The sequence below is a fragment of the Stutzerimonas stutzeri RCH2 genome (assembly GCF_000327065.1).
Classification (GTDB): Bacteria; Pseudomonadota; Gammaproteobacteria; order Pseudomonadales; family Pseudomonadaceae; genus Stutzerimonas; species Stutzerimonas stutzeri_AE.
The window spans coordinates 4,044,236-4,066,310 of record NC_019936.1; the positions used below are offsets into that span (position 1 = coordinate 4,044,236).

Sequence of the window (22,075 nt, forward strand, 5' to 3'; positions counted from 1 at the left end):
GCACGCTTCAGCACAGGGGTGGGGGTGTTTCGCGGGGCTCGTATGCTAGCATACGCACCCCTTTGAAACGTGCCTCGGCAGACTCCCGACACCGCTAATGACGGGTCGGCCAGCCTTCGCTGGACACTTCAGTCCTATCCTTCGGCCTTAAGGTTTTAATGCAGATGAGCCAGACCTCTCTCGACAAGAGCAAGATCAAGTTTCTTCTTCTCGAAGGCGTGCACCAGAACGCCGTCGACACCCTCAAGGCGGCCGGCTACACCAACATCGAGTACCTCAAGGGCGCGCTGTCCACCGAGGAGCTGAAGGAGAAGATCGCCGACGTCCACTTCATCGGCATCCGCTCGCGCACCCAGCTCACCGAAGAGGTCTTCGATGCGGCCAAGAAACTGATCGCCGTTGGCTGCTTCTGCATCGGTACCAACCAGGTCAACCTGAATGCCGCCCGCGAGCGTGGTATCGCGGTATTCAACGCGCCCTACTCCAACACCCGTTCGGTGGCCGAACTGGTGCTCGCCGAAGCCATCCTGCTGCTGCGCGGCATCCCGGAGAAGAACGCCTCCTGCCATCGCGGCGGCTGGATCAAGTCGGCGGCCAACTCCTTCGAGATCCGCGGCAAGAAGCTCGGCATCATCGGTTACGGCTCCATCGGTACCCAGCTGTCGGTACTCGCCGAAGCGCTGGGCATGCAGGTCTTCTTCTATGACGTGGTGACCAAGCTGCCGCTGGGCAACGCCACGCAGATCGGCTCGCTGTACGAGCTGCTGGGCATGTGCGACATCGTCTCGCTGCACGTCCCCGAGCTGCCGTCCACCCAGTGGATGATCGGCGAGAAGGAAATCCGCGCGATGAAAAAAGGCGCCATCCTGATCAACGCTGCCCGCGGCACCGTGGTCGAGCTGGACCACCTGGCCGCCGCGATCAAGGACGAGCACCTGATCGGCGCCGCGATCGACGTGTTCCCGGTCGAGCCGAAGTCCAACGACGAGGAATTCGAAAGCCCGCTGCGTGGCCTGGACCGCGTGATCCTGACCCCGCACATCGGTGGTTCGACCGCCGAAGCGCAGGCCAACATCGGTCTGGAAGTCGCCGAGAAGCTGGTCAAGTACAGCGACAACGGCACCTCGGTGTCCTCGGTCAACTTCCCGGAAGTCGCCCTGCCGTCGCACCCGGGCAAGCACCGTTTGCTGCACATCCACCAGAACATTCCGGGTGTGATGAGCGAGATCAACAAGGTCTTCGCCGACAACGGCATCAACATCTGCGGCCAGTTCCTGCAGACCAACGAGAAGGTCGGTTACGTCGTCATCGACGTGGACAAGGAATACTCCGACCTGGCGCTGGAAAAGCTGCAGCACGTCAACGGCACCATCCGCAGCCGCGTGCTGTTCTGATGCGTTGAGCAGGCAGCACTGCCAAAAGGGAGGCTTCGGCCTCCCTTTTTCGTTTGCGCGCCTCGCCCGATCGGCTCGCTAGCTGCGCAGCACCCGGTTGCCCGCGGCGTCCACATCCGAGCCGGGTTGCTCATCACGCGGTTCGGGCATCGGCGGCACGTCCGTCTCGATCGGTGCCTGACGCGGCTGCAACACCGGTGCCTCGAGCTGCTCCGCCTCCTGCGGCTGCTCGCCCGTCTCGCCACGCGGTTCGCTGCTATCCAGCGGATGCTGGCGCGCCTTGTCCGGATGGGTGGGCCCGGTGCCGTCAGCCATGACGACCGAGGCGCCAGCCAGCGAAACCAGCAGAATGCTCAAGCGCAGCATGCTCATCGTGCACCTCCGATCAGGGTTGGTCCGCTTTCGGCATATGCGCGTCGGCAAAGGTTTCCCTAGCTGCGCCACGAGCAGCCGAGCGGTCGATGCCAGACGCGAAACGGCCCGGCAAGCGTTGCCTGCCGGGCCGTTATTGAGCACCGTTGCGATCAATAGGCGCCGCGTGCACCACCTTCGCCGCCGGTGCCCGTAGTGCCCTGCTCACCGGAGGCACCATCGCCGCCGGCATCGACGCCGGTGCCGCGATCACTCCCGGGCGTGGTCGCCGGGCGATCGCCGGAGCCCGGCATATGGCCGGTACCCGTGCCGGCGCCGCTGTCCATTCCGCTACCCGTGCCAGTTCCGCCAGTACCCATGCCGGTGCCTGTTCCGCTGCCGCCCATGGTGCCTTGCTCATGGGTACCGTGGCCCATCGAGTCATGGGTGCCGGTACCCGCATCGGTGCCAGTGCCGGTATTGCCCGCTGCGAACGCCGCGCCAGAGATCAGCCCAGCCAGAGTGAATGCGGCAATCTTGTGTATGGTCATGATGTTCTCCTGCATATCTTCAGGGGTTCACAGGTTCCGGCAGCAGGGCGCAGCAGGGGTTTCCTCGGCAGCCTTTACAAAACATGACAGAGCCCGCGAGGCCTGTTGCAGAGCGGCTATGGAGAAGAACCGTCGGTCGCGTCGCTGCGGTCGCCGAGCAGATCCTCCACATACAGCATGCGCACCAGCACCATTCCAACCGCGGCCAGCGGTGTCGCCAGCAGAAGCCCGAGCGTGCCGGCGAGCAAGCCGAACAGCAGCTGCACAGCGATAGTCAGCGCGGGCGGGATCGAAACGATGCGTTGCTGCATCAGCGGCGTGAAGACGTAGCTCTCCAGCGCCTGGACGAACAGATAGAGCCCGGCGACATAGAGCACCGTACGACCACCCTCCAGAGAGGCCAGCAGCAGCGCCGGAATCACCGCCAGCACCGGGCCGATATTGGGTATGAACGACAGCAACCCGGCAATCAGCCCGAGCACCAGGGCCAACTCGATACCCAGCAGCCAGAGACCAAGGGTGGTCAACACGCCGATCAGCAGCATTTCCAGCAGCTTGGCCAGCAGCCACGCGCGCAAGGTCGCACCGCTTTCATCGAGAATCTCGCCGGCGCGTGGGCGATAGCCGAGCGGAACCAGCTTCAGCAGCCCCCGGACATAGATCTGCGGATTGATGGCAAGGCAGATGCCGATGGCGAACGCGATGACGAAACTGCTCAGCGCGCCCGCCACCGAGCCCATCACCTTGGTCACCACGCTGAACGCGCTGGAGCCGTCAGGGAGAGAGTCTTCGAGGCGATCGCCCTGCTGCATCAGTTCGTTCGCCCAGGGCAGCTGCTCGGCACGCTCGCGCAGCTGCTCGACGGCCTGTGGCAGGGAATCGGACAACGCATCGGCCTGCTCGGCGATGTTTGGCGCGACCCACCAGCCACCGCCGCCAAGGGCGAGCAGCATCACCACGAAGAACGCCGGCATGGCAGCCTTGTAGGGCATGGAGGTGTGGTCGCTGATCCACTGGCTTACGCCGTGAATCAGTACGCCGAACAGAATCGAGGCGAACAGCAGCAGCAGAAAATCGAAGGCCAGCCAGGCGACTATGCAGAACAGCACGACTGCGGCGAGCACGGCAGCCTGCACCATGGCGCGATTGGCCAACTTCTTGGCGTCGTTCTGCGACGTGGGTGTGGACATGGTTCTCCCCCTGATGAGTACAAGGGGTACGACAGGCCACCCGGCGCTTTAATTCAGGCTCGGAGCCAATCAGCGCAGCAGTTGCCAGAGCGATGCGCCGACGCCGGCCATGCTTTCACCGGCGACCAGCCCGGCTGCGGCGACGATCACGAAACGCTCGCCAAGGCTGCGCCAACGCGAGGCGAACGCCCAGGCCAGCACTGCACCGAGAGTCATCATCAGCGAAATCGACGCCGGAATGATGAATGCCAGGCCGAGCGCCGCGGAACTCGGCAACCAGCGCAGGCGGCGCTCCGGCAGCAAGCCCTCGAGCGTCCCGAGCAGCACGCCACAGAGCGCACCAGCCAGCATCGCCCAGCGCACATCCGCAGCCAGCGCGCCGAGGCCACCGGTCAATGCTTCGGCGACCGCCTTCCAGGTGGCGACTGCCGGGGCCGGCCACTCCGGGGTGATCAGCATGCTCTGCGGGTTGGGAATCAGCAGCTGATAGGCCAGCACGCCGACCACGCTGCCCAACAGAATGCCGCAGCACTGCGCCACCGCCTGCCGCCCCGGCGCCGCACCGATGACGTGGCCGACCTTGAAGTCATTAAGCAGATCGGTGCACTGCCCCGCCGCGCCACCAGCGGTGTTGGCGCTCATCAGATTGACCGGCACCTGGCCCGGCGCGAACACACCGAAACCCAGCTGCGACAGCTGGCCGATGGCACCGATTGGCGGAATCCCGGTGGCGCCGACCACCCGCGCGGCGACCATCGCCAGCATCAGCGCCAGCGGAATCGACAGCAACGCCAGCCAGAGATCGATGCCGAACAGGCTGACCTGCAACACCAGTACCAGGAGCACCGCCAGCACGAAACCCCCGATTGGCCAACCATTTGGGCGCCGCGACTTCGGCTGTCGGGGTACCGCTGACGAGCGCGAACGCAGCAGGCGCAACCCCAGCGAAGTCAGCGTGGCGCAGACCATCAGGCTCACGCCGGGCCACAGCAGCCATTCGATCAATAAGGCGAACTGCGGCCCCTGCGCACCGGCCGGCAGGCGCACCAGGCCTTCGGCCAGCAGCCAGGGCGCGATCAACCCCCAGGCCAGCACGGCACCGAGCAACAGCGACAGGCCGACACGCAGGCCGATGATGCCGCCAAAACCGAGCAACAGCAGCGAGGGTTCGAAGCTGAACGTCAGGCGCTCCAGCTGCGCCGAAGGTGCCCAGCGCGGCAGCGTCCAGAAGAAGGCATCGATCAGCTTGCTCGCCGCCGCCAGCAGCGCCGCACTGCCCAGCACCCAGAGTCTTCGACCGGCTTCGGCGCCATGGCTGTAGATCTGCTGCAGCGTCGCCAGGGTTGCCATGCCTTCGGGAAAGCGCAGCCCCGACTCGACGATCAACGACGGCCGCAGATACCAGGCGACCCAGATGCCGAGAAAGCTCACCGAGAACACCCAGGCCATCAGCGGCAGGCTGTCCAGCTGCTGACCGGTGAGCAGCGTGTAAGCCGGAATCGGCGCCACCAGCCCGCCGGAGATGATCGACGCGCAGGACGAAGCGGTGGTCTGGTTGATGTTGCTTTCCAGCAATGACCAGCGCGGACGGCCGAACGCAACGGACATGCTCTGCCAAAAAGCGAAGCCGATCAGCAGCGCGATGATCGACATATTGAACGACCAGCCGATTTTGAGGCCGGAGTACACATTGGACGGCGCCAATAGCGCACCGAGCAACAGCCCGGTAAGCAAAGCACGCGCAGTCAGTTCCCGAGGCGAAACGGCAAGGTTGGTCGCGATCATGCGGTTACTTTAGCAGCCACTGCGGTGCAAAAACGCGCGCCCTTCCAAGCGGCTCACCCGCCCCTTGGCCGAGTTGCGCACGTGCTGGCGGGATAATGCCCGTTCGCCATCGCTCGGCTGAACTTCGCTGCAAGGTGCTGGTCGTTTAGTAACTTTTTAATCAATCACGCCCGACTGACTAGGTACCGAACATGGACGCGGAGCTTACACGGGATACTTCCTCCCCAACTGTCACGCTGCTAACCGGCAATGAGCTGCTGGGGCTGTTTTTTCGTCACTTTCTCGGCGAGCAGGCGCAAGTCGAGGTTTCGCTGGCCGGACTGGAATCGGCTGAGCACACGGGTGCCGATCTGTTTCTGGTGGACGCCGGCCATAGCGAGGCTGAACAGATTTCCAGCCTGATCGATCAGCTGGACGAGCAGACACCGGTGGCGCTGGTGAACATTGTCCCCGAACAGGCCGAACAGCTGGTGGAAAAGCACCCGGTGATTCGCGGTGTCTTCTACAGCCACGCCACCCGCGAACATCTGCTCGAAGGTATCCGCGTGCTGTTGCAGGGCGGCGACTGGCTGCCGCGCGTGCTGACCGAGCGTTTGTTGGGACAATGGCGGCGGATGCGCCAGCTAGCCGAAACCAAATCGAGCCTGACGCTGCGTGAGCGGGAGATCCTCAGCCTGGCGGGCAAGGGGCTGTCGAATGCGGAGATCGCCGAGCAGTTGTGCCTGAGCCCGCATACGATCAAGAGCCATATCCACAACCTGCTACGCAAGATCGGCGCCTCCAACCGAGCCGAGGCGGCCTACCTGCTGCGCAGTCATCTGGATTGGGACAAGACCTGCAGCGCCTGAGGACGTCACCGCGAGTGGCCGTCCGCACCGCGGATGGCACTGCAGGCGGCGCGCTCGACGCCGGCGTGTCGGTGAGATCGGCCAGGCATTAATCCCTGAATGCCGAAAATCGCTGCCTTTTTTAAATCATCGGATGGATGTTCAAAGGCTCATGTGGCGTTCAAGAATCGCGCCCACTGTCATCCGGTACAACACCAATGACCCATCCTGCCCTGCCCCGCATCACGCTCGTATTTGCACTCATTGCCGGCTCGATCGGCGCGCCGCTGCACGCTGCCGACCTGATGGATAACGGCGACCTTTCGCCGGTCGGCATTTCGAGCGCGGTTTCCGCTGCGCAGCGGGCGGTCCCGCTGTCCTCCTCACAGGCGGCCTATGTGCAGCAGATGGGCCAAGGCAACCTGGCCGACCTGCGCCAGAGCGGCCAGGCCCTGAATGCCCAGATACTGCAGCAGGGTTCGGACCAGGAAGCCTTCATCCTTCAGCACGGCGACAATCTGCTGGCCATCGTCGAACAGGTCGGCCAGGGCAACTTCGCCGACATCCGCCAGACCGGCAGCGACAACCAGGCCAGCATCAGCCAGTACGGCGCCTATAACGACGCACGCATCGAACAGACCGGGAGCGGGCTGCGCAGCACCGTCACCCAGTTCGGCATCGGCCAGCAGATCAACATCGTGCAGGGTCGATAACCGCCAGGGACCAAGGAGAAACACATGTTCAAGCCCGTCGCGATAGCCAGCTTGCTTGCCCTCGGCGCCACCCAGGCCTTGGCCGAGAACAGCATCGAACTGGAGCAACGTGGCGCGGACAACGTTGCCGAGCTGCAACAGCTCGGTCTGGTCGAATCCAGCACAATCGATGTCAGCCAGATCGGCAACCTCAATGAGGCCAGCGTCACCCAGGTCGGCGAGGCCTACTTCAAGGTCGCCAACCTCCAGCAGATCGGCAATGCAAACCTCGCCACGGTCGAGCAGACCGGACGCACCAGTACCCTGAACGCCAGCAGCGTCGGCAACGGCAACCGGATCGATGCCAGCCAGACCAGCTTCGTCAGCGCCCAGGTCGATCAGCGTGGCGACGACAACCAGCTGACCTTCCGCCAGGAGGGCTTCTTCGAAGGCGCCCAGCTGAGCGTGTCCCAGGACGGCCTGGGCAACATGGCCGATATTTTTCAGGGCGACGGCAATCGTATGACGCTCGCTCAGATCGGCAGCTACAACACGGCGGATATCCACCAGAGCGACTACCACAACGAGCTGGACTTCACCCAGAACGGCGACAGCAACCGACTGACGGTCGAACAGAACGGTTTCGGCGGCCGCATCAGCGGTTCGTCGACCGGCAGTGGCAACAGCGTCGACATCGCACAGCGCTTCATGTCCAACCAGGCCACGGTAATCCAGAACGGCAACGACAACCTGGCGAGCATCGAGCAGGGTAACTACAGCCATCAGGCAACCATCACGCAGATGGGCAGCGCCAACGAGGCGATCATTCGCCAGAGTCTGCCGACCAACGATTACACCCGTTTGCCGAGCGCCGCAGCGATCCACCAGAGCGGCATCGGCAACAGCGCGACCATCGTCCAGCAGTAACCCAGCGCCCACTCCAGCCACGGACCGGCTTCAACGGAAACAGAACGGATGCTGACCATGACCCTCGCCACCTGGCTGCTCGCCGCCGCCGCACCAACTGACGCGGCGGTAAATGCCAGCCTCGACCTGCAACCCGTCGCGGACGATCGGCTGTCCCTGGCCCTGTGCTTCAAGGGCAGCGGCCAGCAGGTCCGCTTCCGCCTCAAGGTCCGCTCCAGCGGCAAGGCTGGCAGTGCCCAGACTGCGCAGAGCGGCACGCTGATCGCCAGCCCCACGGAGCAATGCCCGCTGAACAACCGGCTCGGCATCGCGGACGACACCCGTGTCGAGGCCGAGCTGCAGTGGTGGATCGACGACGCCGAGCAGCCGCCGATGCTGCGCAGCTACCCATCAGATGAGGTCGAGGTGGACGATAACGACGGGCCACAGCAGATCGCCTAAGCGCGTGCGCCGGACCAACGGTGGCGCATGGGCCAGTCGTTCAGCGCAGGTTCAGGCTGGGTTCAGGAAGGGTTCAGTGACAACCGTTCAGGCTAGGGGCCGTCAGTATCCCGCTGCCTGAAAAGGAGTCACCGATGAAAAAACTTAGCACTCTGGCCCTCGCCACCACCCTCGGCATCTTCAGCTTCGGCGCCCACGCCGCGGAGAACTTCGCCGGTTTCACCTGGGGCAAAAGCACCGTCAACACCGACCGCTCCAGCTCGCTGAAGCAGAACATGGACGGCAAGAATCGCTTCGATGACGTGATCAAGAACAGCGGCACCTGGGGCGTGCGCGCCGGTCAGATGACCGACGAAGGCCGCTACTACATGACCTATGAAAATGTCTCCGACGATTACGGCAGCAGCCTCAAGCTGCGTCAGCAGAACCTGATCGGCAGCTACGACATGTTCGTCCCGCTGGGCGACACCACTCGCCTGTTCGGCGGTGCCAGCGCCGGTCTGACCAAGCTGGAAAACGAGTCCAAGGGCTACACCCGTGACAGCGACATCGGCTACCTGGTCGGCCTGCAGGCCGGTATCCTGCAGAAGCTCGGCGACAACACCTCGGTCGAAGCCGGCTACCGCTACCTGCGCAGCAACGCCGGTACCGAAGTCTCCGAGCGTGGCGTCGGCAAGCTGGGCTCGATCGACGTACACAGCAGCAAGCAGGCCTATCTGGGTCTGAACTATCACTTCTGATGGCCTTACGCTGACAGAACGTTGAACAACGGCCGGGCATTGCCCGGCCGTTTGCCCAGGGAGCAGAAAAATGAAAGTGCTGGTGGTGGAAGACGAGGCGCTGCTGCGCCACCACTTGCTGACGCGGCTCGGTGAAAGCGGGCATATCGTCGATGCCGTGCCCAACGCCGAAGAAGCGCTGTATCAGACCCACGAATTCAATCACGACCTTGCCGTCATCGATCTCGGCCTGCCAGGTATCAGCGGGCTGGACCTGATCCGCCAGCTGCGCAGCCGCGGCAAGGTCTTCCCCATTCTTATCCTCACCGCCCGCGGCAACTGGCAGGACAAGGTCGAAGGCCTGGCCGCCGGCGCCGACGACTATGTGGTCAAGCCGTTCCAGTTCGAGGAATTGGAAGCCCGGCTGAACGCGCTGCTGCGCCGCTCCAGCGGCTTCACCCAGGCCACCATCGAAGCCGGCCCGCTGCTGCTTGATCTCAATCGCAAGCAGGCCATGGCCAATGGCGAGCCGCTGGCGCTGACCGCTTATGAATATCGCATTCTCGAATACCTGATGCGTCATCAGCAGCAGGTGGTGGCCAAGGAGCGGTTGATGGAGCAGCTCTACAGCGGCGACGAGGAGCGCGATCCGAACGTGATCGAGGTACTCGTCGGGCGGCTGCGGCGCAAGCTCGAAGCGCAGTGCGCGATGAAGCCCATCGAAACCGTGCGCGGGCTCGGCTATCTGTTCACCGAGCGCTGCCGATGAGTCGACGCTGGCGCCGCCTCCAGGCGCGCGCTCGCAATCGACTGACCGGCGCGATGTCGCTGCGCCTGCGGCTGATGTTTGGCGCGGCGAGCCTTGCCGTGCTGTTCATGTTGGCCCTGCTACCGGCGCTGCAAGGCGCGTTTAGTCTTTCCTTCGAAAAAGTCATCGAACAGCGCCTGGCCGCCGATGCCAGCACGCTGATCACCGCCGCCCAGGTCGAAGGCGGCCGACTGCAGATGCCCGAGCGCCTGCCGGACGAGGAATTCGACCTGCCAGATGCACAGCTGCTCGGCTTCATCTACGACCGCCGCGGCGAGCTGGTCTGGCATTCGCGCTCGGCCGCCGACGAGCGCATCGACTATCGTCCGCGTTACGAGGGTGGCAGCACCGAATTCCTCCGCGTACGCGATGCGGACGGGATGGAGTACTTCGTCTATGACGTCGAGCTGCAGCTGGCTGGCAGCCGCGACAACGCCTTCAGCTTCGTCACCATGCAGCCGACCAGCGAGTACCTGAGCCTGTTCGATGAATTTCGCCGGCAACTCTATCTGTGGCTGGGCAGTGGTTTGCTGGTGCTGCTGGCCCTGCTCTGGCTCGGCCTGACCTGGGGCTTCCGTACGCTCAAGCGGGTCAGCGCCGAACTCGACCAGGTCGAAGCCAGCCAGCGCGAACGACTGAGCGATGACCACCCGCGCGAACTGCTGCGCCTGACCCGCTCGCTGAACCGCCTGCTGGACAGCGAACGGCGCCAGCGCGAGCAGTACCGCAACTCGTTGGGCGACCTCGCACACAGTCTGAAAACACCGCTCAGCGTGCTGCAGGGCGTCGGCGAAACCCTTGCGGCGCAGGCACAGAGCCGCGAGCAGGCGCAGGTGATGCAGGCGCAGATCGAACGCATGAGCCAGCAGATCGGCTATCAGCTGCAGCGCGCCAGTCTCGGCAAGAGCGGTCTGGTGCGTCACCGGGTCCAGCTGCGGCCATTGCTCGACAGCCTGTGCAGCACCCTGGACAAGGTCTATCGCGATAAACACGTGCAGGTCGACATGCAGCTCGCCGAGTCCTGCCTGGTGCCGATGGAACAGGGTGCGCTGATGGAGCTGCTCGGCAACCTGCTGGAAAACGCCTATCGGCTCTGCCTCGGCCAGATCCGCATCAGCGCCCTGCCCGATGGCGACAACCTGCTCCTGCTGGTGGAGGACGACGGCCCTGGCGTACCGGTCGACCAGCGCGCACGGATCATCCGCCGCGGTGAACGCCTCGACGGCCAGCACCCCGGCCAGGGCATCGGCCTGGCGGTGGTCAAGGACATCCTCGACAGCTACGGCGGCGAGCTCAGCCTCGGCGAGTCGCAGCTTGGCGGTGCAGCGTTTCAGATTCGCCTGCGCGCCGACTGAGCGAACGGCACTCCCGTTGCCTCCCGGCCGCTGCTAGAGTTCGCTGCCGAGCCACCTGCAGCCCTACGGAGCGCGCATGTCACTGGATGACCGCAAGAAACTCGTCCGCCAGCATATCGACCTGACCTGGAATCGCGGGCATCTGGCGCTCGCCGAGCACCTGCACAGCAAGGATTTTCTCTACAAGAGCTCGTTTATCGGCCGGCCGCTGGTCAGCGCTGAGTTCCTCGACATGGTTCGGCAGATTCGCCACGCCATGCCAGAGCTGGAAGTGGTCGTTGAGGAGTGCATCGCCGAAGGCAACCGCGTGGTCACCTGGAGCACGCTGATTGGCACCATCGAACATTCCGCATTTGGCTATCCGCCCAGCGACAAGGTGCTGAGCATTTCCGCCATGGCCTTCTGGAGCATCACGCCGACGCAGCAGGTGCAGGAGATCTGCACCATGTTCGACATGGAAAGCTTCCGTGCCCAGCTGGGGCTGGATACCCGGCCCTACGCCGAAAAATCCCAGCCCTGAGCCAGCAGCGGTTCACCAGAGCCAGCCAAGCCAGAGCAGCGCCACCAGCAGCCAGGCACTGAGTGTCAGTGCACCGCGCTCCCATTGCCGATTCCAGCGTCGCTCGCGCTGACGCCAGCGATTGCGCTTGAGGTGGATCGCGGGAACAGGCAGCGGCGGCTGGCGCAGCACCCGGGTGACATATAGCGATCCCCACAGCGCCGGATTCGGCAACCTGGCCAGGCGTGGCGGCACTCGCCAGCCACGGTGCAGCGCCCACCCGGTCAGCGTCAGAGCAGCCAGCAGCGGCCAAAGCGCTGCCCATAAGCCAGCCGGATAGAGGCCGTCCAGCAGGGGTTCACGCAGCGCCGGCCAGAGCCAGGGCAGCAGCAGCGATGCCACGCTGAGCGCCGCCCACGGCAGCCATTGACCGGCCGGCGGGCGGGCGCTGGCATGTTGCTGATCGCGCCACATCAGCCAGAGTGCACGCAACAGCAGCAGCGCGGTGGCGAAGCTGGCCAGCGTCAGCCAGGGCGCCCAGGCGGCGAAGGCGCTGTCATGCCAGGCGTCCTTGAGCAGGTACTTCACCGCCGCGCCGCTGCTCAGCGGCGCGCCCATGATCGCCAGCGCGGGCACGAGCAGCAGAAGCCAGGCCAGCCGTGGCAGACGCCCTTCGTGGACCATTCCCGCCGCGAGAAATAGCGCGCCCTTGGCCAGGCCGTGATGCACGCCGAACAGCAGTAGCACCGCGAGCAGCGCGGCCGATGGCTCCTCCAGGCTCCAGGCCAGCGCCAGAATCATCAGCATCCAGCCCATCTGGCTCACCGAAGAATAGGCCAGCACCGCCTTCGACTTGCCCGCACACAGCCCCAACGCAGCCGCATAGAACGCGCCGAAAATCCCGGCGACCAGCAGCGGCGTGCTCCAGGCCGTCAGCGTCGGATCGGCCTCCGGTACGCAACGCCAGATACCGAGGATGCCCGCCTTGAGCATCGCCCCGGAGAGCACCGCACTGGCCGGCGCCGGTGCCTCCGGATGGGCCAGCGGCAGCCAGACGTGCAGCGGCCAGAAGCCAGCCTTCAGGCCAAGGCCGAGTAGCAGTAAGGCGAGGGTCAGATGGTCGATCGGTTGCGCCTGCCAGCTGGCGAAGTCGAAGGCCTGGCCGGCGGCATGGGTGCGCAACAGCAGCCCGGCGAGCAACAGCATCTCGCCGCAGATCGCCAGCTGCAGATACAAGCGCCCCGCTCGCCGTGGCCCCGGCCCGCCGCGGTGCACGATCAGCCCGTAGGCCGACAGGCTCATGGCACTGAAGCCGAGGTAGAAACTCAGCGCGTCGGTGGCGACGATCAGCAACAGATTGCCGGCCAGCGCCAGCTGCCAGAACGCCCAGAAGCGCAACCGACGCGGGTCCCGGCGCAGGCTGCTATTGGCAAAAACCGCTGCGCAGCCCCAGAGCACGGCGGTAAAACCCAGCCAGGCGCGGGTCAGCGTGTCGTCGGCGCCCCAGCGCACTCCTTCCCACAGCCAGGGCAGCTCCAGTGCCGGCTGTGATTGCAGCGCCGCCAGCAGCGCCGGCACACACGCCAGCCACAGCCATGGCAGGCAACGCTCGCGCAGCCACAGCAGCAACGCGCCGCCAAGCAACGGTGCGAAGGGCACCAGCAACCACAGCCAGGCGCTCATATGGCGAACTCCCGCTCGACGATCAGCTGGCTCCAGCCCAGCGGGCTCAGCGCCGTCGCCGCCAACAGGCCAACCAGCAGCGACAGCAGCGCGGTAATCACCGGCGGCAGCAGCAACATCCAGTGGGTCTCGAAGCGCTCCTCGGCCCAACGATTCTCATGCCAGTCGGCCGGCTCGGCGAACCAGCCGCGCCAGAGCAGCGGCAGGAAATAGGCCGCGTTGAGCAGCGCCGAGCCGAGCAGCACCAGCAGCACCCAGTCCTGACCGACTTCCAGCGCGCCGAGGCCGAGCGTCCATTTGCTGATAAAGCCGGCAATCGGCGGAATGCCGATCATGCCCAGCGCGCCGATGGAAAAGGCCGTCATGGTCCAGGGCATGCGCCGGCCGACGCCGTCCATCTCGCGGATGCGGTGAATCCCCAAGGTTTCGGCGAAGTTGCCCGCGCAGTAGAACAGCGTGACCTTCATCAGCCCCTGATGCACCAGATGCACCAGCCCGCCCACCGCAGCGATCGGCCCGAGCAGCGCGACGCCAAGCGTCACGTACGACACCTGGCTGATGGTCGAGTAGGCCAGACGCTTCTTCAGCTCCTGCTGCTGCAAGGCGCGCAACGAGCCATAGAGGATGGTCGCCGCGGCCAGCCAGAGCAGCGGCTTGGTGAGATCCAACTGCGTCAGCGCCTCGGCGCCGAACACGTCGTAGACCACCCGCACGATGCCGAACGCCCCCGCCTTCACCACCGCAACCGCATGCAGCAACGCACTGACCGGCGCCGGCGCAACCATCGCCTGCGGCAGCCAACCATGCAATGGAATCAGCGCGGCCTTCACGCCGAGGCCGAGAATCAGCAACGCAAAGGCTACCCGCAGTCCGACGTCATGCTCGCCGACCTGCTCCAACAGATAGCCGGCGGCCTGGAAATCCGGTGTGCCGGCCAGGCTATGCAGCAGCGCCACGCCCATCAACACCAGGGTGCCGCCACCCACCGTATACGCCAGGTAGACCCGCCCGGCCCGCAGCGACTCGGGCGTACCGCGATGCACCACCAGCGGAAAGGTGGCCAGGGTCAGCAGCTCGTAGAACAGCAGGAAGCTGACCAGGTTGCCGGCCAGCGCCAGGCCCACGGTGGCGCTGACGCACAGGCTGAAGTAACCGAAGAAGCGTGAGCGCAGCGGCGAATCTTCCAGATAGCCGATGGCGTAGATCGTCGTCAGCGCCCAGAGCAGCGACGACAGCGCAACGAACAGCAGTGCCAGGGCATCGGCCTGCAGCACCAGCGGCGCGCCCGGCAGCAGCGGCACGCTGAAGCGGTACTCGCTGCCCTGGCTGACGCCGTAGAGCATGCCGCCGACCAGCAGCAGCTTGAGCGTTACGCCGAGCAGGTTGAGCGTCACGCGCAGACGCTGCTGATCCTCGCGCAGGGCGAAGATCACCAGGCCCGGCAGCAGCGAGCTGAGCACGATGCCGAGCGGCAGCAGGCCGTGCCAGTTCATCGTCCGAGCCCTCCGAGCCAGAGCAGCAGCGGCTCGCTGATCAGCGCCAGGCCCCAGACCAGCAGCGCCGGCAGCAGCGCCAACCATTGCGCCAGACGATCGGGATGGATGCTCGGCGGGTTCGGCCGGGCGCGGTCGAAACCGTGGGCGACGACGCGGAACACATAGGCAGCCGACATCAGCGTGCCGAGCAACACGCCCAGCGCCCATGGCCAGTGCTGCGGCTGTTCGAACAACGGCTGCAGCAGTAGCCACTTGGCCAGAAAGCCACCGCTGGGTGGTAGGCCGACCAGGCTGCCACCGGCCACAGCGAATGCCGCCAAGGCGATCGGCACGTTCTGGCTGGCGCCGCGCATGCCGGTCACGCGCTTGCTGCCGAGAATGCTCTGCAATTCACCGGCGGCGAGAAACATCGAGACCTTGGCCAAGCCGTGGGCCAGCACGAACAGCCACAGGGCGGCGTGCAAACGTGGTTCATTGAGGTGCAGCAGCAGCCCCAGCGCCAGCAGCGCGTAACCGAGTTGAGCCACGGTGGAATATGCCACCAGGGTCTTCAGGCGTGGCGCACGCAGTGCCGACCAGCCGCCGGCGAGCAGCGCCAGCACACCGGCGGCGCCGAACATCAGGCCGGCGTCGCGGCCGAATTCAGCCGGGGCAATCTCGCTCCAGATCAGCCAGAGGATGTACAGCGGCCCCTTGACCACCAACGCCGAGAGCAGCGCGCTGACCGCAGTCGGCGCCGCGGCGTGAGCTGGCGGCAGCCACAGGTGCAGCGGCCACAGCGCGGCCTTGAGCATCAGCCCGAGGGTCATCAGCAGCAGCGCCAGATGCGTCACCCCATCGGCTTCGCTCAGCTGCGCGAGCATGGCCAGATCGAGCACGCCGTAACGTCCGTAGATCAAGGCCACGCCCAGCAAATAGGCCAGCGATCCGGCGAGCGACAGCAACAGGTAATTCAGCGCCGGTTTCCAGGCCTTGCGTCCGGCCAGCGACACCAGCGCCACGGCGACCAGGCTGAGCAGCTCCAGCGTGACGTAGAGGTTGAACAGGTCCGCCGACAGCCACAACGCAGCCAAGGCTGCATGCAGCAGGCAGGACAGCGGCCAGTAATCTTCCTTGCCAGCAGCATGAGGGATGCGCGCCGCGTATAGCGCCACCAGCAGGTGCAACCCGGCGGTGAACACCAGTAACAGCGCCGCCAGCGGCGTCAGTCGGAAACGGATCGCCAGCCCCGCCTCCCAGCCACCGACAAGCAGGCTGCGCTCACCGTGATCGAGCACCACCTGCAGCGCCATGATCGCCGCCACCAGCGCGCCCAGGCTCAACGCGATCACCCAACGCCCGCTGCGTGCCGGGCGCAGCAGGATCAGCAGCAAGGCGCCGGCTAATGGCAGCAGCAGGCTGACCAGGGCGGCATTCATCGCTCGTGCTCCGTCGATGAAGCCAGCGCACTGCTCAGGCGCAAGGCCAGCGCCGTCGCGCTCACCGCCACCACCAGCCCGGTGACCACCAGCGCCACCAGCAACGGATCGCTCGGGTCGTGGCGCGCCGCCAGGGCGATCATCACCAGGAACACGCCGCTGCCCATCAGGTTGATCGCAATGATGCGTCGCAGGGCATGGCGCAGCGTCAGCAGCCCATGCAGGCCGAGCAGCCAGAGGGCGAAGCCGATGGCAATCCAGAACAGCGTGGCGCTCATGACTGCGCCTCCGGTTCGTCGCCGATCACCAGCAGACTCAGACTGGCGGCGATGGACAGCGTGGCCGCCGCCTCGACGAGCAGAATCAGCGGCTTGGCCCAGCCGGCCGGATACTGCAGCCAGCCATCGCCAAACCAGGCGCAGGCGGCGGCCACGCCGATGAACAGCAGCAAGCCGACCAGTACCAGCAGGCGCAGCGGCCAGAAACTCCAGTGCAAGGCCGGCAGCGCCCCCGCCAGGCGCAGCAGGACGATGCCCGCCGCCAGCAATGCGCCGGCCTGGAAGGCGCCGCCCGGCGAAGCCGCCCCGCGCCAGAGCACATAGCCGCCAGCCAGCACCAGCAGCGGCGCCAGAGTGCGGGCCCAGGCCTGCAGTAGCGGCCAGGGTTCGCTCAATCGCGGCTGCAGCGGTCCGAGCTGGCGGGCGCCGAGCAGCGCCAGTAGCAGCACCGCCAGCTCCAGCAGCGTGTCCCAGGCGCGGAAGTTGAGCAGCACCGCCGTCACCGGATGCTCGACGCCGCTTTGCGCCAGCGCCGCGTCGATCTGCGCCGGTACCGTCGGTTGCAGCTCGGCCAGCGGAGCCAGTTGTGGCAACAGCAGCATCAGCAACGGCAACACCACCAGCAGCGCGGCCAGGCGACGGCGCCGCGACAGGCGCGGTTCGCTGCCGGCCTGGGGTTGCCGCGCCAATGCGGCGAACAGCAATACGCCGGTCAGGCCGGCACCGATGGCAGCCTCGGCCAGTGCCAGATCGACGGCCCCCAGCCGCGCCCAGACCAGCGCCAGCACCAGGCCGAAGGCAATGAACAGCAGCACGCCGGCATACAGCTGGCGCACATGCAGCGCACCGCCGGCCAGCCCCAGCAGCAACAGACCGAGCACCCCATCGAGCAGCCACTCACTCATCGCCACCCTCCTCGTCAGCCTGGCGTGCCAGCAGCTGACAGGCGGTGGCACCGGAAGCCAGCACCAGCAGCCAGATCAGCAGCATCTGCGCGACCTCCAGCAGACTGCCGGCGCGCAGGGAAAGGCCAGCGACCACCAGACCGAGGCCGAGGGTGTCGGCCTTGGTCAGCGCGTGCAGGCGACTGAGGGTGTCAGGGAAGCGCAGCAGGCCGATGCTGCCGGCGGCGAAGAACAGCAGGCCGCCGCCCAGCAGTAGCCAGCTGAAGATGCTCAGCAGCTCACTCATGGCGACTGCGCCGCAACAGCTGCACCAGAGCGGCGCTGATCATCGCCGCCAATAGCGCCAGCACCAGCGCCGCATCACGCAAGCCGGGGGCGCCCTGCCACTGCGCCATGACCAGCAGCAGCGCGGCACCGGTGGTGCCGAACAGCTGCACCGCGAGCAGCCGGTCGACCCGCCCCGGCCCGCGCAGCACGCGCCACAGGCCGATGATCAGGGTCAGCAGCAACAGGGCCGAGAACAGTGCCATCAGCGCACCTCCCGGCTACCGAGCAGGCGCTCCAGACGCTGTTCGAGATCGGCGACCGTAGCCTGCCAGGGCAACCGCTCATCCAGCACATGCACACGCATCTGGTCATCCTCGATGCGCGAAGCCAGCGTGCCGGGCAGCAGCCCGACCAGGGCCGACAGCAGCAGGCGCACCCGCGGCGACTGGCTGGCGAGCGGATACGCATGCCACGCCGGCTGCAACGGGCAACGCGGTTGCAGCGCGCGGCGCGCCACGTCCCAGCCGCCGAGCAGCATGTGCTTGAGGAAAAAACCGAGGAATGCCGGCAGCGCGCCCAGGCGCATGCCCAACGGGCGCAATCCCAGCCACAGGCTCAGGGCAACGGCCAGCGCAACGGTCGGCACGCCCAGCAGCCAGCCCTGCCCGGCAGCGAACAGCGCCCAGAGAGCGGCATAGATCAGTGACCAGAAGAGCGCGTCGGTGGCTCCGCGACGCAGTGTGGCCTGTGTCATCACATCCTCCTTGGCATTCCGATCTTTGTATCAAGTCGAGGCGAAGAGTTCGCCGCTGTCCACATCCCGCAGCCAAATGCCTTGTATCAGCAGATTGCCGTTCGGCCTGGCCCGAGCGCACCCGGAACTCGGGCGGAACGTCCGTGCGCGAGGCTGGTCTGTCCTCCCTGAGGCCGCGGTGTGGACGCCCGGTCATAACAATCACCCCACGAGGGCAAAACAGGGCTGAGCTGCCGGCGAGCGGCACGCCGAGGAATCCGAGATGAGTGCAATTGCGTTGTTGCTGGTAGGCCTGATCGCCATGGCGCTGGGCTACGTTTTCTACTCGAAGTTCATCGCCGAACGGATCTACCGTCTCGATCCCCACTACCTGACGCCGGCGCATACCATGCGCGACGGCGTGGATTACGTGCCCACCAACAAGTTCGTGCTCTGGGGCCACCACTTCACCTCCGTGGCGGGTGCCGCGCCCATCGTCGGCCCGGCGATCGCGGTGATCTGGGGCTGGGGCCCGGCCTTCGCCTGGGTGATCTTCGGCACCATTTTCTTCGCTGGCGTGCATGACTTCGGCGCACTCTGGGCCAGCGCCCGCAGCCGCGGCCAATCGGTGGGCATGCTCAGTGGCCGGCTGATCGGCGCTCGCGGGCGCAGCCTGTTTCTGGTGGTGATCTTCCTCGTGCTGCTGATGGTCAACGGCGCCTTCGCCGCGGTGATCTCCAACCTGCTGGTGTCCACGCCGACCTCGGTGATCCCGGTGTGGGGCGCGATTCTGGTGGCGCTGGTGATCGGGCAGATGATCTACCGCTACAACATGAAGCTGCTCTGGCCGTCGCTCGGCGGGGTAATCGTGCTCTACGCGCTGATCCTGCTGGGCAACCAGTACCCGGTCGCCCTGCCGGACGAGATCATGGGCCTGTCGGCGAAGTCGGTGTGGATCCTGCTCTTGTTCGTCTACGCCGCCATCGCCTCGCTGCTGCCGGTGTGGGTGCTGCTGCAGCCGCGCGACTACATCAATGGCCTGCAGCTGTTCGTCGGCCTCGGCCTGCTCTATCTGGCCGTGCTGTTCGGCGCACCGGAGCTGGTGGCTCCGGCGTTCAACCAGGAACTGCCGGCCGACACGCCGAGCATCGTGCCGCTGCTGTTCGTCACCATCGCCTGCGGCGCGATCTCCGGCTTCCACGGCCTGGTCGCCTCCGGCACCACCTCCAAGCAGCTGGATAAAGAAACCGACGCCCGCTTCGTCGGCTACTTCGGCGCCATGGGCGAAGGCATGCTGTCGCTGGCGGCGATTATCTGCTGCACCGCCGGCTTCGCCACGCTGACCGACTGGCAGCAGGTCTACACCGCCTTCGGCAGTGGCGGCGTCACCGCCTTCGTGCAGGGCGGCGGCACGCTGCTGGCCAACGGCCTGGGCCTGCCGGCCGAGCTCGGCGGAACCATTCTCGCGGTGATGGCGATCCTCTTTGCCGGCACCACCATGGACACCGGCCTGCGCCTGCAGCGCTTCGTCATCCAGGAAGCCGGTGAACTGGCCGGAATGAAGGTCAATACCCTGATCGGTACGCTGATCGCCGTCGGCGTGTGCATGGCGCTGGCCTTTGGCGCCGGCTCCGATGGCACCGGCGGCATGGTCATCTGGCCGCTGTTCGGCACCACCAATCAGCTGCTGGCCGGCCTGACCCTGGCGGTGATCACCGTCATCCTGATCAAGCTGGGCCGCTCGCCGCTGTACACCCTGGTGCCGCTGGTGTTCCTGCTGGCCATGTCGATCTACGCGCTGCTGGTGCAGATGGGCCAGTTCTACCGCGCCGAAAACTGGCTGCTGCTGGGCATGGACGTGATCATCCTGATCGCCGCGCTGTGGGTGACCCTGGAAGCGGTAATTGCCATGCGCAAGGGCCGCGACCCGGCCGAGCAGGCCTTCGAGGCGCAGCCGTGAGCGAGCCGCTGAGCATTCTCGGCAAGGTTTCGGCGGGGTTGCGCGAGTTCTACGTCGCGCCCTACCGGCGCACCTTCGCCCGCGCCCGACGCGACGAGGACAACCTTTTCATGCTGCTGGTATTCAGCGAAACCCTCGGCGTGCCGAACCCGGCCGCCTGGTACACCCTGGAGCTGATGCCGGCGCTTTACGAGCGTTTCCATGACTGGCACCGGCGCATGGGCATGGAGCAGTCGCCGCTGGACCATATCGCATGCTGTTAGAGCTCGCTGCCGAGCGGCGCGTGCTGTTCTTCGGCGGCAAGGGCGGCGTCGGCAAGACCACCGTGGCTGCCGCCGCCGCGCTCGCCCAGGCCCAGGCCGGTCGCCGCGTGCTGCTGGTCTCCACCGATCCGGCGCACAACCTCGGTCACCTTTGGCACCGCCCGGTGGGCCCGCAGAAGGTGCGCCTCGCGCCCGGGCTGGACGGGCTGGAGCTGGACCCGGAGCTCACCGTGCAACAGCACCTCGATGAGGTCGGCGCCGCTCTGCGCAAGCTGATGCCGGCGCACCTGGCCGGCGAAGTGGACAAACACATGGCGCTCTCGCGCGATGCCCCGGGCATGCACGAGGCGGCGCTGCTGGAACGCATCGCTGAAACCGTCGACCAGGGCCTGGCCGAATACGACCTGCTGGTGTTCGACACTGCGCCGTCCGGGCACACCGCGCGGCTGATGGCCCTGCCGGAGATGATGGCGGCCTGGACCGAAGGCCTGCTGCGGCGCCAGGAGCGCGGCTCACGCTTTGCCCAGGTGCTGAAGAATCTCGGCCAGGATGATCGCGGCTTCGGCGAATCCATCCTCGGTCACGGCGGCGAAAATAAAGAGCAGGACCGCGACAGCCGCATCCGCATCCGCATCCGCATCCGCAGCATCCTCGACCGCCGCCGCGAGCGCTTCAACCGGTTGCGCGAGGTGCTTGGCGACGCCGAACGGTGCGCCTTCGTCATCGTCCTCGCCGCCGAGCGTCTACCCGTGCTGGAAACCATCGAGCTGCACGCACAGCTGCAGCGCGCCGGCACGCCGGTCGGCGCGCTGGTGGTGAACAAGCGCTCGCCGGCCGACGCCGGCAGCTTTCTCGCCGAACGCCACGCCCTGGAGGAACAGCATCTCGCCACCCTGCGCCAGGCACTGGGGCAGCTGCCGCTGCTCGAACTGCCGCTGCTGCCCGGCGATGTGGTCGGCGAAGCGGCACTGGCGGCCTTCGCCCATAGGCTGGGTGGTGCAACGGCCGCGCTATAGCCAGCCGTTGTCGCCCAGCACCTGGCTCTTGTAGAAATCGAGATTGGCGCGCATGGCGAACACGCCGGCGACACCATAGGCAAGGAAGCGGGCGAAGTCGCCGTAGCCCACAACGTCGAGCCCCATGATGATCAGGGTGACCGCGCCCAGCGCCAGCAGCGTATAGCTGAGCGCCCTGCGCCACATGCCCTTGGCCAGGTAGTACAGCGGCCCGAACAGAAACGCGAGGATGTTGAAGGCCATGGCTTGGCGCCGCTCGGCTGCGGACAGGCTCTTGAACGCGGGCAGGCGCGGGCCGCCAGCCTGCGCGATGGCCTGGAAACGTCGCTTCCAGCTGTCGGAAACGGGCAGCGCTTCGATCCGGCCCGCCTCAGCACCGGTCAGCGGGGCAAGCGGGGGTGCGTAGGGATTCTGGGTACTCATGAAACCTCCTTGTTTTCGAGCGCCCATGATCGCGCCCGCCGCTGGCCAGTGCCAATCCGACGTGCCCGCCACGTGCTGCGCCGCAAGTTTCCGG

General features: G+C 66.0%; 25 protein-coding genes. 12 read left to right on the top strand and 13 right to left on the bottom strand.

The genetic code is table 11. The annotated features are described in order from the left end of the window. The first annotated feature begins 164 nt into the window (after nt 1–164). Complete coding sequence (gene serA, locus PSEST_RS18845) at nt 165–1,394, top strand: phosphoglycerate dehydrogenase (protein ID WP_038665977.1); 1,230 nt, start codon at nt 165–167, stop codon at nt 1,392–1,394. Nucleotides 1,395–1,472: 78 nt separating this feature from the next. Here serA and PSEST_RS18850 read toward each other — a convergent pair whose 3' ends face one another. The 4 genes from PSEST_RS18850 to PSEST_RS18865 form a co-directional block, all read right to left on the bottom strand. Beyond that, nucleotides 1,473–1,766 (bottom strand): hypothetical protein, encoded by a 294-nt coding sequence (locus tag PSEST_RS18850; RefSeq protein WP_015278528.1) that lies wholly within the window; start codon nt 1,764–1,766, stop codon nt 1,473–1,475. 152 nt (nt 1,767–1,918) lie between these two features. Then, on the bottom strand, nt 1,919–2,296 hold the full coding sequence (locus tag PSEST_RS18855) for a hypothetical protein (RefSeq protein ID WP_015278529.1): 378 nt from the start codon (nt 2,294–2,296) through the stop codon (nt 1,919–1,921). Between the two features lie 116 nt (nt 2,297–2,412). Further along, the gene (locus PSEST_RS18860) at nt 2,413–3,486 is read right to left on the bottom strand and encodes an AI-2E family transporter (RefSeq protein ID WP_015278530.1); all 1,074 of its coding nucleotides are present in this window, start codon (nt 3,484–3,486) and stop codon (nt 2,413–2,415) included. 69 nt (nt 3,487–3,555) lie between these two features. Beyond that, nucleotides 3,556–5,271, bottom strand: a complete 1,716-nt coding sequence (locus tag PSEST_RS18865; protein ID WP_015278531.1) for an OPT family oligopeptide transporter — start codon at nt 5,269–5,271, stop codon at nt 3,556–3,558. Nucleotides 5,272–5,534: 263 nt separating this feature from the next. Between PSEST_RS18865 and PSEST_RS18870 the strand changes: the two genes are divergently transcribed. From PSEST_RS18870 to PSEST_RS18905, 8 genes are all read left to right on the top strand, one after another. Then, nucleotides 5,535–6,119 carry a helix-turn-helix transcriptional regulator gene (locus PSEST_RS18870; RefSeq protein WP_041757095.1) on the top strand — a complete coding sequence of 195 codons (585 nt, stop codon included), beginning with the start codon at nt 5,535–5,537 and terminating at the stop codon, nt 6,117–6,119. 197 nt (nt 6,120–6,316) lie between these two features. Continuing rightward, entirely contained in the window at nt 6,317–6,811 is a 495-nt protein-coding gene (locus PSEST_RS18875) for a curlin associated repeat-containing protein (RefSeq protein ID WP_015278533.1), read from the top strand. 24 nt (nt 6,812–6,835) lie between these two features. Further along, complete coding sequence (locus tag PSEST_RS18880; RefSeq protein WP_015278534.1) at nt 6,836–7,717, top strand: hypothetical protein; 882 nt, start codon at nt 6,836–6,838, stop codon at nt 7,715–7,717. Between the two features lie 48 nt (nt 7,718–7,765). Further along, nucleotides 7,766–8,158, top strand: a complete 393-nt coding sequence (locus PSEST_RS18885) for a hypothetical protein (RefSeq protein WP_015278535.1) — start codon at nt 7,766–7,768, stop codon at nt 8,156–8,158. Between the two features lie 134 nt (nt 8,159–8,292). Beyond that, nucleotides 8,293–8,898, top strand: coding sequence for an outer membrane beta-barrel protein (locus PSEST_RS18890; protein WP_015278536.1), 606 nt, complete (start codon nt 8,293–8,295; stop codon nt 8,896–8,898). A 70-nt stretch (nt 8,899–8,968) separates the two neighbouring features. Next, on the top strand, nt 8,969–9,646 hold the full coding sequence (locus PSEST_RS18895) for a response regulator transcription factor (RefSeq protein WP_015278537.1): 678 nt from the start codon (nt 8,969–8,971) through the stop codon (nt 9,644–9,646). Next, a complete protein-coding gene (locus PSEST_RS18900; RefSeq protein WP_015278538.1) occupies nt 9,643–11,040 on the top strand; it encodes an ATP-binding protein in 1,398 nt (465 codons plus the stop codon). Before PSEST_RS18895 ends, PSEST_RS18900 begins: the two co-directional genes overlap by 4 nt. Nucleotides 11,041–11,116: 76 nt before the next feature. Next, nucleotides 11,117–11,560 carry a ketosteroid isomerase-related protein gene (locus tag PSEST_RS18905; protein WP_015278539.1) on the top strand — a complete coding sequence of 148 codons (444 nt, stop codon included), beginning with the start codon at nt 11,117–11,119 and terminating at the stop codon, nt 11,558–11,560. 12 nt (nt 11,561–11,572) lie between these two features. Here the strand turns inward: PSEST_RS18905 and PSEST_RS18910 are convergent, their stop codons facing one another. The 8 genes from PSEST_RS18910 to PSEST_RS18945 are packed head-to-tail and all read right to left on the bottom strand — an operon-like array spanning nt 11,573 to nt 18,340. Further along, the gene (locus tag PSEST_RS18910; protein ID WP_015278540.1) at nt 11,573–13,222 is read right to left on the bottom strand and encodes a complex I subunit 5 family protein; all 1,650 of its coding nucleotides are present in this window, start codon (nt 13,220–13,222) and stop codon (nt 11,573–11,575) included. After that, a complete protein-coding gene (locus PSEST_RS18915) occupies nt 13,219–14,715 on the bottom strand; it encodes a complex I subunit 5 family protein (RefSeq protein ID WP_015278541.1) in 1,497 nt (498 codons plus the stop codon). Before PSEST_RS18915 ends, PSEST_RS18910 begins: the two co-directional genes overlap by 4 nt. Continuing rightward, nucleotides 14,712–16,136: a complex I subunit 5 family protein gene (locus PSEST_RS18920; RefSeq protein WP_015278542.1), complete on the bottom strand. Its 1,425-nt coding sequence runs from the start codon at nt 16,134–16,136 to the stop codon at nt 14,712–14,714. Before PSEST_RS18920 ends, PSEST_RS18915 begins: the two co-directional genes overlap by 4 nt. After that, nucleotides 16,133–16,414: an NADH-quinone oxidoreductase subunit K gene (locus PSEST_RS18925; protein ID WP_003283241.1), complete on the bottom strand. Its 282-nt coding sequence runs from the start codon at nt 16,412–16,414 to the stop codon at nt 16,133–16,135. The genes PSEST_RS18920 and PSEST_RS18925 overlap by 4 nt, the downstream gene beginning before the upstream one ends. Further along, entirely contained in the window at nt 16,411–17,319 is a 909-nt protein-coding gene (locus PSEST_RS18930; protein ID WP_015278543.1) for a hydrogenase subunit MbhD domain-containing protein, read from the bottom strand. The genes PSEST_RS18925 and PSEST_RS18930 overlap by 4 nt, the downstream gene beginning before the upstream one ends. Continuing rightward, complete coding sequence (locus PSEST_RS18935; protein WP_015278544.1) at nt 17,312–17,605, bottom strand: cation:proton antiporter; 294 nt, start codon at nt 17,603–17,605, stop codon at nt 17,312–17,314. The genes PSEST_RS18930 and PSEST_RS18935 overlap by 8 nt, the downstream gene beginning before the upstream one ends. Further along, complete coding sequence (locus PSEST_RS18940; protein ID WP_015278545.1) at nt 17,598–17,849, bottom strand: monovalent cation/H+ antiporter complex subunit F; 252 nt, start codon at nt 17,847–17,849, stop codon at nt 17,598–17,600. Before PSEST_RS18940 ends, PSEST_RS18935 begins: the two co-directional genes overlap by 8 nt. Further along, nucleotides 17,849–18,340 (bottom strand): Na+/H+ antiporter subunit E, encoded by a 492-nt coding sequence (locus PSEST_RS18945; RefSeq protein ID WP_015278546.1) that lies wholly within the window; start codon nt 18,338–18,340, stop codon nt 17,849–17,851. The genes PSEST_RS18940 and PSEST_RS18945 overlap by 1 nt, the downstream gene beginning before the upstream one ends. A 262-nt stretch (nt 18,341–18,602) precedes the next feature. Here PSEST_RS18945 and PSEST_RS18950 point away from each other — a divergent pair, with 262 nt between their 5' ends. The 3 genes from PSEST_RS18950 to PSEST_RS18960 are packed head-to-tail and all read left to right on the top strand — an operon-like array spanning nt 18,603 to nt 21,558. Further along, nucleotides 18,603–20,279 (top strand): carbon starvation protein A, encoded by a 1,677-nt coding sequence (locus PSEST_RS18950; RefSeq protein WP_015278547.1) that lies wholly within the window; start codon nt 18,603–18,605, stop codon nt 20,277–20,279. Beyond that, nucleotides 20,276–20,542, top strand: coding sequence for a cory-CC-star protein (locus tag PSEST_RS18955; RefSeq protein WP_015278548.1), 267 nt, complete (start codon nt 20,276–20,278; stop codon nt 20,540–20,542). The genes PSEST_RS18950 and PSEST_RS18955 overlap by 4 nt, the downstream gene beginning before the upstream one ends. Beyond that, nucleotides 20,533–21,558: an ArsA family ATPase gene (locus PSEST_RS18960; protein WP_015278549.1), complete on the top strand. Its 1,026-nt coding sequence runs from the start codon at nt 20,533–20,535 to the stop codon at nt 21,556–21,558. The genes PSEST_RS18955 and PSEST_RS18960 overlap by 10 nt, the downstream gene beginning before the upstream one ends. Here PSEST_RS18960 and PSEST_RS18965 read toward each other — a convergent pair. Next, nucleotides 21,553–21,981 carry a DUF2628 domain-containing protein gene (locus PSEST_RS18965; protein WP_015278550.1) on the bottom strand — a complete coding sequence of 143 codons (429 nt, stop codon included), beginning with the start codon at nt 21,979–21,981 and terminating at the stop codon, nt 21,553–21,555. The two genes, PSEST_RS18960 and PSEST_RS18965, sit on opposite strands and share 6 nt — an antisense overlap. Nucleotides 21,982–22,075: the final 94 nt, after the last annotated feature.

Excerpts from the sequence above, each read along its gene's own strand:
- serA (WP_038665977.1), top strand. The coding sequence starts at position 165 with ATGAGCCAGACCTCTCTCGACAAGAGCAAGATCAAGTTTCTTCTTCTC.
- PSEST_RS18850 (WP_015278528.1), bottom strand. The coding sequence starts at position 1,766 with ATGAGCATGCTGCGCTTGAGCATTCTGCTGGTTTCGCTGGCTGGCGCC.
- PSEST_RS18855 (WP_015278529.1), bottom strand. The coding sequence starts at position 2,296 with ATGACCATACACAAGATTGCCGCATTCACTCTGGCTGGGCTGATCTCT.
- PSEST_RS18860 (WP_015278530.1), bottom strand. The coding sequence starts at position 3,486 with ATGTCCACACCCACGTCGCAGAACGACGCCAAGAAGTTGGCCAATCGC.
- PSEST_RS18865 (WP_015278531.1), bottom strand. The coding sequence starts at position 5,271 with ATGATCGCGACCAACCTTGCCGTTTCGCCTCGGGAACTGACTGCGCGT.
- PSEST_RS18875 (WP_015278533.1), top strand. The coding sequence starts at position 6,317 with ATGACCCATCCTGCCCTGCCCCGCATCACGCTCGTATTTGCACTCATT.
- PSEST_RS18880 (WP_015278534.1), top strand. The coding sequence starts at position 6,836 with ATGTTCAAGCCCGTCGCGATAGCCAGCTTGCTTGCCCTCGGCGCCACC.
- PSEST_RS18885 (WP_015278535.1), top strand. The coding sequence starts at position 7,766 with ATGCTGACCATGACCCTCGCCACCTGGCTGCTCGCCGCCGCCGCACCA.
- PSEST_RS18890 (WP_015278536.1), top strand. The coding sequence starts at position 8,293 with ATGAAAAAACTTAGCACTCTGGCCCTCGCCACCACCCTCGGCATCTTC.
- PSEST_RS18895 (WP_015278537.1), top strand. The coding sequence starts at position 8,969 with ATGAAAGTGCTGGTGGTGGAAGACGAGGCGCTGCTGCGCCACCACTTG.
- PSEST_RS18900 (WP_015278538.1), top strand. The coding sequence starts at position 9,643 with ATGAGTCGACGCTGGCGCCGCCTCCAGGCGCGCGCTCGCAATCGACTG.
- PSEST_RS18905 (WP_015278539.1), top strand. The coding sequence starts at position 11,117 with ATGTCACTGGATGACCGCAAGAAACTCGTCCGCCAGCATATCGACCTG.
- PSEST_RS18910 (WP_015278540.1), bottom strand. The coding sequence starts at position 13,222 with ATGAGCGCCTGGCTGTGGTTGCTGGTGCCCTTCGCACCGTTGCTTGGC.
- PSEST_RS18915 (WP_015278541.1), bottom strand. The coding sequence starts at position 14,715 with ATGAACTGGCACGGCCTGCTGCCGCTCGGCATCGTGCTCAGCTCGCTG.
- PSEST_RS18920 (WP_015278542.1), bottom strand. The coding sequence starts at position 16,136 with ATGAATGCCGCCCTGGTCAGCCTGCTGCTGCCATTAGCCGGCGCCTTG.
- PSEST_RS18925 (WP_003283241.1), bottom strand. The coding sequence starts at position 16,414 with ATGAGCGCCACGCTGTTCTGGATTGCCATCGGCTTCGCCCTCTGGCTG.
- PSEST_RS18930 (WP_015278543.1), bottom strand. The coding sequence starts at position 17,319 with ATGAGTGAGTGGCTGCTCGATGGGGTGCTCGGTCTGTTGCTGCTGGGG.
- PSEST_RS18935 (WP_015278544.1), bottom strand. The coding sequence starts at position 17,605 with ATGAGTGAGCTGCTGAGCATCTTCAGCTGGCTACTGCTGGGCGGCGGC.
- PSEST_RS18940 (WP_015278545.1), bottom strand. The coding sequence starts at position 17,849 with ATGGCACTGTTCTCGGCCCTGTTGCTGCTGACCCTGATCATCGGCCTG.
- PSEST_RS18945 (WP_015278546.1), bottom strand. The coding sequence starts at position 18,340 with ATGACACAGGCCACACTGCGTCGCGGAGCCACCGACGCGCTCTTCTGG.
- PSEST_RS18950 (WP_015278547.1), top strand. The coding sequence starts at position 18,603 with ATGAGTGCAATTGCGTTGTTGCTGGTAGGCCTGATCGCCATGGCGCTG.
- PSEST_RS18960 (WP_015278549.1), top strand. The coding sequence starts at position 20,533 with ATGCTGTTAGAGCTCGCTGCCGAGCGGCGCGTGCTGTTCTTCGGCGGC.
- PSEST_RS18965 (WP_015278550.1), bottom strand. The coding sequence starts at position 21,981 with ATGAGTACCCAGAATCCCTACGCACCCCCGCTTGCCCCGCTGACCGGT.